This window comes from bacterium, assembly GCA_030018315.1.
Classification (GTDB): domain Bacteria; phylum Hydrothermota; class UBA3073; order JACQXS01; family JAGMCI01; genus JASEGA01.
Genome location: JASEGA010000001.1, coordinates 174,423 through 187,115, shown reverse-complemented (window position 1 = coordinate 187,115; position 12,693 = coordinate 174,423). Strand labels below are relative to the sequence as shown.

The window sequence follows — 12,693 nt, the reverse complement described above, 5'->3', positions numbered from 1 at the left end:
GCATAAATTATGCAGTAAGTGGCAATACTGCAGAAAATAAGAGATGGAGGTAGTACGAGTATAGCAACAGGATTGATGGGGTTAGGTATAACTCTCTTAGGTGTAATTCTTGCCTATATATGGAGAAGTAATGGTAAACTCCAGATGCAAATGATGCCTTCTTTAGAGCATATGGAGCAAGGACAAATTGGAATTGCACAGATAGTTAAAGAAGTTTCCCAAATAGTCAAAGAGACTACCCAAATGGTATTGGAGCATGGTAAAATATTGGAAAGAATAGAAAGTAGAAAATCGTCCAATTAGTCCCACATATTCAAACCAAAAATTAAATATTAAATATCAAATCTAATCTTTACCTTTTAACCACATTTTTTGTATTTTGACTTGACAAATGAATAAAATTGTGTGATAATGTAATAAATAAGAAGTATTTTTATAGGAGGCGATAAAAATGCCTAAAGTAGTTTTATCAGAATCAGGTGAAAAAGAGGAGGTCGTTATTCGATATGAGGATTGGGTAAGATTAATCAAGTTGATGAATAAAATAGATTATGAGGATACTCTTTTGGCTAAGGACATTGAATTTCTTAATTCGCTGAGGGAGGGATTAAAAGCAGTGAAGTCTGGAAAAGGCTTATCCATTAGTGAGGTCTTTGGTGACTAAACTCCTGATATCCCCACGAGCAGCTAAAGAGATGAAAAGTTTGACAAGAAGGAATCCTAAGCTTAAGAAACAGTTTCAAGGAGCTATAAAACAGATTAGAGATAAACCCTCTATTTGAGATAAGATGAAATATTTGCCTAAGGATTTAAAGGGCAAGATTTACAAATATAGAAGTGGTGATTACCGGATTATTTATGGCATTGAACAGAGTAATGTAATTATTTTGAGAGTATTCCCTAGAAGTTTAGAATATGATAGAATCACGCAATAGCTAAGAAAATTCGGAGTATAAATTTAAATGGATTACTTAGAAAAATGTTTTGAGAAAGACCCTAATGTTCCTACAAGGGTAATTGATGACGAAGTTATTTTAGTTCCAATTAGGCGAAGACTGGCTGATGTCAACGCTATCTATCTTTTGCGAGATGATGTTTCAGCTCGTATTTGGGAACTTATTGATGGTAAAAGAAAGGTGCGTGATATTAAAGAGATAATATGTGATGAGTTTGATGTAAGTCATGAGAAGGCTGAAAATGACCTTATAGAATTTTTTAAAGAATTAGAAAAAATAGGTGGTATAATAAGAGAAGTAGGCGAGAGGAAGTAGTACCTTCTCATCTGTTGTTTTTATTATGGAATGCTCCAGGATACATAAAATAGAGTATGAGGATTATTTCAGCGAAGATTTTTACTATAAGATGCAAGTAAAAGGGGTACCCATTCAGGGGCAATGGGAACTTACCTTTCGTTGTAACCTTAAGTGTCTCCATTGTTATGTTGTAGAAGACAAGACCAAAGAGGAGCTCACTTTTCAAGAGATTACTAACATTCTTGACCAATTACATAATGAGGGCTGTCTATGGCTTTGTCTTACTGGCGGTGAACCCCTGATACGAAGCGACTTTTTAGATATCTATACATATGCAAAGCATAAAGGTTTTCTTATCACCATATTTACTAACGGCACTCTTATCACACCTGAGATTGCTGATTATTTAACAGAATATCCACCATTTATGATTGATATTACTCTTAATGGCATAACTGCAGAGACTTACGAGTCTATAACTCAGGTCCCTGGTTCATTTCAAAGTTGTATGCAAGGGATTAATCTTATCATGGAAAAAGAGCTTCCATTGACCTTGAAATCTAATGGTATGACTCTTAATCGGGGAGAAATATTGAAGATAAAAGAATGGGTAGACGGATTGGGAAAGGTAAAGTATAGGTATGATTCCATCCTTATCCCCAAGTTAGACGGCTCCAAGGAACCATGCCAGTTTCGTCTATCTTCTAAAGAGATAATGGATATTGAATATAGCGATAATAATATGCGCCAGGAATGGAAGGAGTGTTTACAGGCTGACCACGAGCTTTATGAACCGGATAATCTGTTTCGTTGCGGAGGTGGGGTCAGTTTATTTAATATCAGCCCTTATGGAGAATTGCAACTTTGCCATCTACTGCGTAGTCCCAGTTTCAATTTGCGTCAGGGTCCCTTTAAAGAAGGATTTTATCAGCTATTTCCCAGAATTCGTTCTGCAAAATATCAGACTAATTCTAAGTGTAGAGATTGCCAGATTTGGTACCTATGTGCTCAGTGTCCAGCTAGAGCTAAATTGGAAAATGGCGATCCCCAAATACCGGTAAACTACTTCTGTGAATTGGCTCATAGACGAAACCAGATGAAAGCAATATTAGTAGATTAAGATGGACGACCTTAAAATAACCGAAGTTGAGTATCGCGATTTTAGCTTAGACTTCCACCAAAAAATGGGAAGTAAGTCCATACCAATTAAAGGTCAGATGGAACTTACTTTCCGCTGTAACTTAAAATGCGTTCATTGCTATGTTACAGAGGATACAACCAAAGAAGAACTTAGTCTTCAAGAGATAACCAATATTTTAGACCAAATACACCAACAAGGTTGCCTATGGCTCTCTTTTACTGGAGGAGAGCCACTTATGAGAAGCGATTTCTTGGAGATTTACCGCTTTGCCAAGAGAAAAGGGTTTCTCATCTCAATATTAACCAATGGCACGTTGATGACGCCGGAAATTGTAGAGTATCTTGCCCAAGAACCACCTTTTTCTATTGAGCTTACCTTAAATGGTGTAACCCAAGATACCTATGAAAAAATAAGCCGGGTACATGGTTCGTTCAGAAAGGCAATGGAAGCAATTAAAATGATTTTAGATAAGAAACTGCCTCTTAAAATCAAGACCAAGGCAACCTGTCTTAACTACCATGAGCTGGATAAAATAAGAGACTTTATTGAAAGTTTAGGGATAGAATTCAAGTTAAATGCAATGCTTTATCCCAAATTAGACAGCTCACCAGAACCTTGCTCTTTTAGGCTCTCGCTGGAAGAGATAGCCAGTCTTGATAGATTTTTTCAAGATAATGGAGAATGTCAGGAAAGCTATCTTAAAAAAGAAAATTTTATTCCTTCAGATAATTTATTCCGCTGTGCAGCCGGAACGTATTCTTTCCATATTAGTCCTTATGGGGAGCTAATTTTTTGCACCTTTATGCGAAAACCGAGTTTTGACTTAAAAAAAGGTGCATTTAGGGATGGATTTTATACCCTTTATCCTGAGATTCGGTCATTAAAATATCAGACTAATTCTAAGTGTAAGGATTGCAAGATATTTTATCTCTGTTCTCAATGTCCAGCTTTAGCAAAATTGGAAAATAGTGATTATGAGAAACCTATAGATTACTTTTGCCAACTGGCTCATAAATTAGCGCAGAATAGTCATCTTCTAGAATAGGATGAATTTAAAATGAAACCACAAGATTTCATCAGAAATGTCATTCTGAGGCGAAGCCGAAGAATCTCATAGACCCTTCGTTTTGCTCAGGGTGACATCTTGTGGTTTCAAATTACAGAACCAAGATGAGCGAGGAACTTAAATTTAAGATTGGTGGAGTTGGTATATCAATTAAGTGGCAGAGGGCACAGATAATTGATTGGCCCCATCCGTATTATCAGGACTTTATCTCCAGTGACAAAGCCGATGTCAATCTTAGAATCCACTGTGACCATCTCCCAGAATACTCAAAAGATAAGATGCTATTTGATGGAGAAAGAGAGGGATACTGGAAACTTTACTGTGATGAGTCAAGATACATTATTGAAATCTACGATACTATGACTAATAAGAAGAGCAAAGTCTGTCTTATGGAGCCTGATTTTAGCTCCGGGGATGTGTATATTGAGCCTGAGTTAGAGAGATTACATCTGCCAAGTTCTGTAGCCGAACCCTTTAGGGTTCGTAGAGCGCTACGAAAGCTGAAGCCTTCGGCTGCAATTTGGTTACTTCCTTTGCTTATGCAGCCTCTTGTGGAGCTTATTATAGTAAATCTATTAGCTAAAAAGCAGGGAATAATGGTCCATGGGTTAGGAATCAATGATAGAGGGAGGGGAATCGCCCTACTCGGTGGGACAGGCACCGGGAAGAGTACTATGGCTGAATTCTATAAGAATGAAGAAAGAGTGAATATCCTTAGCGATGAGCACATCATTATAAAAAAATATAAGGACAAATTCTTGCTCTATGGGACTCCGTGGCCTGGTATGGCTGCGGCTGCATTATCAGAGAGTGTACCACTCAAAAGGATATTCTTTATTGAACACGCACCAGTCAATAAAATATTGGGGCGCGGAACTATGCGTGATTTACTACCTTTACTATTCCTACCATTCTGGGATAGAGAAAGGATGGACCTTATATTAGAGGTTTGCGAAGACTTAATTAGTAAAATAAACTGTAAAAAATTAGGGTTTGTAAAGGATAAAACTGTGGTTGAGTTTATAAGAAAGAGGAAATGAGACAGGGATTGAAAGAGAATTTAAGAGATAAAAATGAAAAAGAAAAATCTCTTTCCATCTCTTAAAATCCCTGTTGATGATAAAGTTTTTTGTGAAATAAAAAGGAGGTGAAAAAGATGGAGAAGAAAAAATATACAGAGCCAGCTGTGGTTATGGTGAAGTTAAACCATGAGCAAGCAGTGCTGGGAACATGCTCGACGAGCTCAGGCACAAGGACTTCTGGCACGCAAGGCTGCACAGCAACAGGATGTAGGCAGTCCAATAGGGCAGGAGACTCAGGGGCTAGCTCCTAACACAGTTCAGTTCTTTTGGTTATGTGACACCGGTGTGAGTCTGCTGAAAAAGGGTCAGGACGATTGCTTTTGCCGTTCCTGTCATTCCGAACTTGTTTCGGAATCCCAACACTTTTAGAGATGTTGAAACGAGTTCAGCATGACAGTGTGAAGTAATGAAATGAGCCTGTCCTGGCGACAGGCCAAGGTTCAGCATGACACTCCCAGAGTCAGTTATGCCTTCTGTACGTGGTCTTTTTAAGCAGATTCGGTTTTTTTATGCTTGACAACAAGAGTTGTCGGATTTTATATGGATATTAAGAGCATCGGAGAAGAGACATTCTGGAAAGACTTTTACAACCGGACCTACGAGAAGAATATTCCATTTGAGGCACAATTTGAGCTTACCTATAATTGTAATCTCAAGTGTTGCCACTGCAACATAGTGCCTGAGCCAGGAAAGGAGGAGCTCACCACAGAAGAGGTCTGCTCTATATTAGACCAATTAGTTGAGGCAGGATGCATTATGCTGACTCTTACCGGAGGTGAGCTTTTTGCCAGGCAAGATTGCTTGGAAATCCTTGCACATGCCAAGAAGAGAGGCTTTTACACCACCATTCTCACAAATGGAACTCTCATTACTCCCAAGGTAGCGGATTATCTTCATGATATAGGTATTAACAAAGTAGAAATATCATTTTACGGTGTAACCGCTGAAATCTTTGAAAAGATTACCAGGGTTCCTGGTTCTTTCCACCGCTGTTTGCAAGGAATTAAACTGCTTCAAAATAGGAATATCCCCATTATTTTGAAGATGGTGGTCATGACCCCAAACCTAAAGGAATTTGACAGGGTAAAAGAACTCGCCGGAGCACAGGGAATTCGTTTTAGATACAGCTACATAATCATGCCCAACTTTGATGGTTCACCCGGGCCGCTTCTTTATCGTCTATCACCAAAAGAAGGGGTTGACCTTGAGATGGAGAATTACCCGTCTGCGGATACCGAAGAAGAGAGAGTTCAAAAAGAGAGCAAGCCCTTCATTAGTAAAGACCAGTTTTTTTATTGCAGCGCTGGCAGGAACTCTTTGGCTATAAATCCCTATGGAGAGCTAAACCTCTGTTTAGACTTCCATTTTCCTCGTTATGACCTACGAAAGAGTAGTCTTGCAGAGGGATGGAACGAACTTACAAATTGGGTTAAATCAGCAAAGCCTAATAAGAATTACAAGTGTAATGATTGTAAATATTGGAGTCATTGTTGCTGGTGTCCTGTGCAGGGGTGGGCAGAGATGGGCGATTTAAGTGCCTGTGTCCCATATTTTAAGGAGTTAGCTAAGCTCAGAGCCAAAAAGAAGATAGCTATGTATGGTTAAATGATTAAAGACATGAAAATTTACTCTCCATTTATTAATAATATCTTCTCTTACGATTGTACAAAGTGTAATAATAGGGGAAAATGTTGTAGGCGACCAGGTAATATTGGAATGGATGCTGAAAACAGCAACTTTTTATTAAAAAGATACCCATATTTGAGATATTTTATTTCATCTCAAGAAAATGGGAAAGTCGTATACTCAAGGGGTCGTGGCGGATGTTGGTTCCTTGATAAGGATGGCTTATGTCTTATTCAGAAGAAATATGGTGAGAAAAATAAGCCAATGATGTGCCGACAGGACCCTTTGTATCCTACTTTTGTTGATAATAAACATATTATTATCCACCTTGACTTCAATTCATGTTCAAATATAAAGATAGCAAATCCAAATAAGAGGAGAAGAGGGATTCAATTTCAATATGATAAGATAGAAAATTTGATTGAAGAATGGCTGAGGAAAAATTACTTTAAAAAAACTGATAAAGATGAGGATAAAACTTGGAGTGAATATATACACCTGGAAGCTTTTATTCGTGACCAATCTCAAAAGTATATGGATGACAAAAATTATCTTGATTTTTCTGCTTTCCAAATTGCTTGTACCAAAAGTTTTAGTAAGTTTGGCTCAAAGGAGTTTAAGAGACACATCTCAGAGTCTATGCTACACAGAGAGAGAAAAAGTCTTACGGAGATGCTAAAAATATGGGCTGAATTCTTGAATTTAGATGGCTTGACCACCTATGAAGATAATAAGGTAACCCGCCTACTTGTGGCTTTAACCCCTTATCTGCGGATTGCCCCTTATATACAGACTGATAACTTTTCTTTTAATTATAAGCTATCACTTAACAGCTTACCAAGAAGATTACTTTCTCTATATATTTATCTACTCGTTTATAAAAAGGTACACCCAGTAAAAATAGAGATAGTTACTGTCATGAATTTATACTCAACATTTTATCCGCTCTTTTACTTCTTATCTCATTTCTTGGATACTCCTTTAATTTCTAAAAAAGTTCCGGCTCCGCCTACCGAGCAGTTGAGTTCGTTTGTTCAAAAAATTTCCGAAAACAGAAGTAAGCTACTTTCCCTTCTCCATATAATAAAACAGCTAAATTTAGAAACTACTGAGGAAAGGATAACTTTCCTTAGAGATTTAGAAAAGATAAGAGAGCATATCTGTTTTCTTGAAGATATTAAAGATGCCAATTAGTCAATCACAAGGCAAATTAGTAGGAGTTGAGCCAATAAAGGATGTCGTCATGATGGAAGACCACAATGAAGCCTATTTTACTTGGCAAAGAATGGGGAAAAGGGATAAGATATTACTGCATATAGATGCCCATATAGATTTTGCATGGATAGATATAAAAGACCCGTACCAGATTTTAGAAGAGGCAAAGAGTGTTAATGAAGTTAAGCGTATGTTAGAAATGAGCATCTTATGGGAGCAGTTTGGGAAGAAAAGAGAAAGCTTAGTAAATATAGGTAATTATCTTTATCCAGCGTTAAGAGATGGAATTGTAAGAGAGGTTTATTGGGTTATTCCGGGTGACTCAAAGCAAAAAATTACAAAAAGAGAAAATAAAATGATTAAAAATATTATCAAGCGTCTTATGAAAAAAAATCCTAAAGGGTCAGAACCCGTAGAGATTAAGGATAACTGCATTACAACCAGAATTTATGGCAAAAAATTCACTGCCTGTAGATTACCCGATTTACCCAGAATTCAAGAAGAAGTGCTTCTTGATATAGACACTGACTTCTTTGTATTAGAATCAATTTTGTCCAATAACGACCTTATTAAAGAGAGGAGACCATGGTTCTTCCCAGAAGAATTAGTAGAATATCTTAAAAGAAAAGAGATAAGGACGAATCTTGTGACTATTGCTTATTCTGTAGAGGGCGGTTTTACACCACTCAGGTATAAATATTTGGGAGACGAACTTAAGGAGATTCTTAAGAATACACAATTAGAAGGAGATTTTAGAAAGATAACGCATCATAGAAAACAAGCAGACATTCATAGGTTGGAGGGAAGAATCGACGATGCTATTTATGAGTATGAAAACTTACTTAAGTTAAAACCTGACGATGCCTCAGGTTGCTATAACTTATCTTCCTTATATCTGGAAAAAGGGTTAATTGACAAGGCTTCACTCTTTTATAAGAAAGCGATTAAGATTGACCCTACCTATAGAACAGCATATAACAATCTTGGAAGGTTATATGAGCGGAATGGAAAATTGGGGCAAGCCAAAAATGAATATAATAAAATACTAAAATTAGACCCAGAGGATGCAAATGCTCATTGTGGATTAGGAAGCATATTTAGTAAAAACAAAATGTGGGATAAAGCAATAGTTGAATATGAAAGGGCAATTAAACTATCTGGAGATGACTTTAGCGCTCATTATGGTATTGGGTATGTTTATATAAGACAAGGTAAATGGGATGAAGCAAAAAAAGAGTTTAAGAAATGTGTTGAGTTAGATTCGCTCAACTCGGTAGCCCATTACTGGCTTGGCTTCATTTACTCAAAGATAGAAGATGAAACTCTTGCTATTCAGGAGTATAACCGGGCTATTCAGACAGGTTGGTCCGATAGACTCGCAGTCGTTGTAAGACTTTTAACTCTCACTCTACACAATGGGACATTTTATAATGTAATAGAAGCATTTAAAAGAGTAATTAATCTATTGCCGAAAATACTCATCTTTCAACTTAGGCAAACTCTGTATTTTACTTTGCATTTGAGGAAAGGATAATTATAGATTAAAGTGCCTGTGTTCTGTATTTTATGGAATTAGCAAAAGGCGAGGTAACTAGGTAAGTATTTCTAAAAGAAAGGGTAAGAGTTGTCATTGCGAGGAGTGAAACGAGTTCAGGGCTCGCAATGACATTTTAGAAAAACTAAACTATTACAAAACGAGTAAAGAAAAGGTAACGATTAAGATGGATAGTCTGGATTTAAGTTCTGGCAGGCTTAGTAAAATTAGGGAAATATTTGTTGAGCAATTGAGTAAGGGACTGCCAGTCCGGATGAATATCAAGGGGAGATGTATGCATCCTTTTATAAGGAGAAGTGATATTGTTACTGTTAAGCCAATAAAATTTGAGGATACAAAGGTTGGAGATATTGTCGTCTATAATAGAGACTTAAAAGGTGATTTTACTGTACACCGTGTAATTAGGAAAAGAGTAGACCGTAATGGAAAAGAAAATCTGCTCACCAAAGGTGATGCAAGTCAGTATGGTGACCCACCAGTTTATGCAGAGGATGTCTATGGCAAAGTAATAGCAATAGAGAGGAATGGTAAGTCAATTAACCTTGAGACTAAGTTTAACTGCATTCTTGGCTATTTAATTGCTTATCTATCATATTATTTAGCTTTAGGACAAGAGGCGGTATTTCAATTTCCTTTATTTTTGCGTAGAGTTTGGCATAAGGTAAAAATATGTATAAACTACAGAGAATACAGAGATATAAAATAAACCGCAGATATACGCAGATTAGCACAGATTAAGTATAAAAATAGCATACAGATTTACACTGATTAAATAAAATTAACAGGGATTGAAAGAGAAGCTAAGAAATGAAAAAAGTAACCACAGATTAGCACGAGATTTACACAAGATTTTTTTAACTTTTTTATCTGTGTACTAATATTTTAGAGTCCCGATAAATCGGGATAGAAAAACTAAACTATTACGAAAAATTTAATTTAGGTGGCTAAATGGTTACAAAAGAAAATAAGTTAATAGTGGCAGTAACTCGGGCTGATTTGGGTGAAAAAACTGAAATAAATAGATTTTTGGATGATGATTTGGACTGGGCTATTGTTCTTGATAAGGCAAAGGCTAATGGAATTTCTTGCATATTTTATCACTATCTGAAAGAAACTAATGGGAGCTACATTCCTAAGAGAGTACTTAAAGAATTAGAGCAAGAATATTATGGTAACCTTACACGCAATATTCTAATGTATAAGGAATTGGAGCAAGTTTTAAAGATGCTCAATAAAAATAACATCAAAGTTATCCTTTTAAAGGGTATAGCATTAGCTGAGCTTGTGTATAAAAATTTAGCCCTAAGACCGATGTCTGATGTTGACCTGCTTGTGAAGAAAGAAAAGTTACCACAAATAGATGAAAAGATGAGAGCTTTTGGCTACTCAACTAACGAGGATTACAGAAGTTGTCTCCAACGTTCTACTGTTGATTGTTTTAATAGTATAGAATATCATAAAGACACTGTTTCAGTCCACTTTCACTGGCATTTAGTAAACTCTACTCTTCCTGCTTTTATGTATGCATCCAAGATTGATATGGAAAAGATTTGGAATGAAGCTATTAGTGTCAAAGTTTATGGAGTTGGTACTCTAAGCCTTGCTCCCCACCATTTACTAATTCATCTCTCTGAGCATGCAGGAAAGCCAGCCCATTCATTTAACAAATTGATTTTTCTTTATGATATTGCTAAAACTATCAAGACATATGAAAAAGAGTTGAATTGGGAGCTTCTAATTAATGAAGCACGCCGGTTTAATCTTGACCGTCCACTTTATTATTCTTTATATCTAACTTCAAAACTTATAGGACTGGATAACATTCCAGGCGATGTGCTGGATGAGTTAAGACCAAAAAAGCTTAGCTATTGGGAGAGGAGATTCTTCGCGGAGTTTACCCTGAGCAGAAGGGGATTCTTCACTTCGTTCAGAATGACAGAGAGCGAAGGGCTCAGAATGACAGGAAGGGGCAATTTTACTGGGCTTTCTTATTTCCTACATTTAGCTATGTGTCAAGGTAATTTACAGAAAATAAGATTCGTCTGGCAGAGCTTCTTTCCGCCTTCAGCAGTCCTGGCTTTACGGTATCCTTCTCAAAGAAATAGACTCGAATTTCATCTTAAATGTCGTCTTAATCAGAGTCTGGCTGTTTTTCACTCCATTGCTAAAATCCAGCGATGACTACAGCGGCTGTCAAGATAATGAGTTAACTGAGGACTTTACATGGAAAAACTGAAATAGTTTGGGCAGTTAATATTGAAAAAAACAGTGCTTTAAGATAGCTAAAGCAAAATATTAGCCAAGATAGAGAAATCTCTTGACTTAATTTATAATTTTTGATATAATATTTTGAGAATGAAAGCAAATTTACAATTGAAGACAAAAGTCAAAATTGCTAATCCACTTGATGTCTCTAAATATGAAGAATTGGATTTGATAATTGATACTGGGGCAGCTTTTTCTGTTATAAAAAAAGAAAGACTCAAAAGATTGGGGGTATCACCAATCCACAAAAAGAAACTTAGACTTGCCAATGGCGAAATTATTGAAAGAGATTGGGGAGATGCTTGTTTTATGATTAATGGTAAAGGTGAAGGTGTTTCTGATGTAATCTTTGGCGAAAAAAACGATACTGAGCTGTTAGGCCTTCTTGCCCTTGAAGGCATGGCTTCAACAGTAGATACAAAGACAGGTGAATTGAAGCCGATAGAGTTGTTCTTGTTAATGAATTCCCTGACTTGTCGGGGTTTCAGATTTTGGCATTGATTTTGTAAAAAGGAAGTGAAAAGGATGGAAGCACATGAATTTTTACTAAAGCATTCACAAGAATTATCGGAAAAATATCCTGGCAAATATTTAGCTCTGGTAAATAATGAGATAGCAGCGATGGGGGACTCCGAACTGGAAGTTTTCAAACGAGCAAAAGAAAAATATCCTGAAAAAGAGGTCTCTATAGCATATCTCCCTACCGATGAAGAGTTGGTAACTTTACTACTATTAGTATGATAAAATTTCCGTATATTCAATTCAGGGATAAGTTGGTCCCCATAGTCCCTATCAAATTCAAAGCTGGAGAGGAGTGGGTAGAACTTAAAGCTTATGTGGACTCTGGAGCGAGCTATTCAATATTTCATTCAAGTATAACGGAGGTTTTAAATTTAGAACTCCAAAAAGGAAGAAAGGTTTATATCATTGTTGGTGATGGCTCGCAAATAATTGTATATTTGCATAAAGTTATTGTCAGGATTGCAGACCAAGAATTTGATGCCACTATAGGATTTTCAAGGCATCTCGGGATTGGTTTTAACATTATCGGTAGGCTTGATATTTTTGATAGGTTTAGAGTATGCTTTGATGAGCCTGAAAAAGTTGTTGAGTTCCACTTCAAAAGCAGATAGGAAATGAAACTATAGATTATACAGAAAACAGACGATAGAAAAGATAGAAGCAAAAAGTTGGTGTTTGTTAAGAATAGGAGTGTGATTGAGTTTGTAATGGAGGTAGTATGGGGATAGCAATAGGGTTAATGGGGGTAGGCGTAGCCTTCTTAGGGATAATCCTTGCCTATATATGGAGAAGTAATGGTAAGATGCAGATGCAAATATTGACTGGTCAAAAAGAGATTGCCCAAATGGTTAAAGAGATTGCCCAAATGGTTAAAGAGATTGCCCAAATGGTATTGGAACATAGCAAAATATTAGAAAGAATGGAAGGTAAAATATCGTCAAGTTAGATGGAAAATTAAATTGCAAAAA

General features: G+C 36.6%; 15 protein-coding genes. All 15 read left to right on the top strand.

All coding sequences use genetic code 11. The features are described 5' to 3' along the window. Window positions 1-18: 18 nt before the first annotated feature. The 15 genes from QMD71_01065 (at window position 19) to QMD71_00995 (ending at window position 12,671) form a co-directional block, all read left to right on the top strand. A complete protein-coding gene (locus tag QMD71_01065) occupies window positions 19-303 on the top strand; it encodes a hypothetical protein (protein ID MDI6839439.1) in 285 nt (94 codons plus the stop codon). A gap of 148 nt (window positions 304-451) precedes the next feature. After that, window positions 452-664, top strand: coding sequence for a hypothetical protein (locus QMD71_01060; protein MDI6839438.1), 213 nt, complete (start codon window positions 452-454; stop codon window positions 662-664). Window positions 665-962: 298 nt separating this feature from the next. Then, window positions 963-1,271, top strand: coding sequence for a PqqD family protein (locus QMD71_01055; protein ID MDI6839437.1), 309 nt, complete (start codon window positions 963-965; stop codon window positions 1,269-1,271). A gap of 91 nt (window positions 1,272-1,362) precedes the next feature. Beyond that, window positions 1,363-2,373 carry a radical SAM protein gene (locus QMD71_01050; protein ID MDI6839436.1) on the top strand — a complete coding sequence of 337 codons (1,011 nt, stop codon included), beginning with the start codon at window positions 1,363-1,365 and terminating at the stop codon, window positions 2,371-2,373. 1 nt (window position 2,374) lies between these two features. Further along, on the top strand, window positions 2,375-3,439 hold the full coding sequence (locus tag QMD71_01045) for a radical SAM protein (GenBank protein ID MDI6839435.1): 1,065 nt from the start codon (window positions 2,375-2,377) through the stop codon (window positions 3,437-3,439). Window positions 3,440-3,564: 125 nt separating this feature from the next. Continuing rightward, complete coding sequence (locus QMD71_01040) at window positions 3,565-4,500, top strand: hypothetical protein (GenBank protein ID MDI6839434.1); 936 nt, start codon at window positions 3,565-3,567, stop codon at window positions 4,498-4,500. 582 nt (window positions 4,501-5,082) lie between these two features. Continuing rightward, window positions 5,083-6,147 (top strand): radical SAM protein, encoded by a 1,065-nt coding sequence (locus tag QMD71_01035; protein MDI6839433.1) that lies wholly within the window; start codon window positions 5,083-5,085, stop codon window positions 6,145-6,147. Further along, the gene (locus QMD71_01030; GenBank protein ID MDI6839432.1) at window positions 6,148-7,362 is read left to right on the top strand and encodes a hypothetical protein; all 1,215 of its coding nucleotides are present in this window, start codon (window positions 6,148-6,150) and stop codon (window positions 7,360-7,362) included. Next, complete coding sequence (locus QMD71_01025) at window positions 7,352-8,917, top strand: UPF0489 family protein (GenBank protein MDI6839431.1); 1,566 nt, start codon at window positions 7,352-7,354, stop codon at window positions 8,915-8,917. Before QMD71_01030 ends, QMD71_01025 begins: the two co-directional genes overlap by 11 nt. 187 nt (window positions 8,918-9,104) lie before the next feature. Next, entirely contained in the window at window positions 9,105-9,644 is a 540-nt protein-coding gene (locus tag QMD71_01020; protein ID MDI6839430.1) for a signal peptidase I, read from the top strand. Window positions 9,645-9,886: 242 nt separating this feature from the next. Continuing rightward, window positions 9,887-11,119 carry a nucleotidyltransferase family protein gene (locus tag QMD71_01015; GenBank protein MDI6839429.1) on the top strand — a complete coding sequence of 411 codons (1,233 nt, stop codon included), beginning with the start codon at window positions 9,887-9,889 and terminating at the stop codon, window positions 11,117-11,119. Window positions 11,120-11,293: 174 nt separating this feature from the next. Continuing rightward, window positions 11,294-11,704 (top strand): aspartyl protease, encoded by a 411-nt coding sequence (locus tag QMD71_01010; GenBank protein ID MDI6839428.1) that lies wholly within the window; start codon window positions 11,294-11,296, stop codon window positions 11,702-11,704. 24 nt (window positions 11,705-11,728) lie between these two features. Then, complete coding sequence (locus tag QMD71_01005; GenBank protein MDI6839427.1) at window positions 11,729-11,944, top strand: DUF5678 domain-containing protein; 216 nt, start codon at window positions 11,729-11,731, stop codon at window positions 11,942-11,944. Beyond that, the gene (locus tag QMD71_01000) at window positions 11,941-12,336 is read left to right on the top strand and encodes a hypothetical protein (protein ID MDI6839426.1); all 396 of its coding nucleotides are present in this window, start codon (window positions 11,941-11,943) and stop codon (window positions 12,334-12,336) included. The genes QMD71_01005 and QMD71_01000 overlap by 4 nt, the downstream gene beginning before the upstream one ends. 107 nt (window positions 12,337-12,443) lie before the next feature. After that, window positions 12,444-12,671 (top strand): hypothetical protein, encoded by a 228-nt coding sequence (locus QMD71_00995; protein ID MDI6839425.1) that lies wholly within the window; start codon window positions 12,444-12,446, stop codon window positions 12,669-12,671. The last annotated feature ends 22 nt before the right edge of the window (window positions 12,672-12,693 follow it).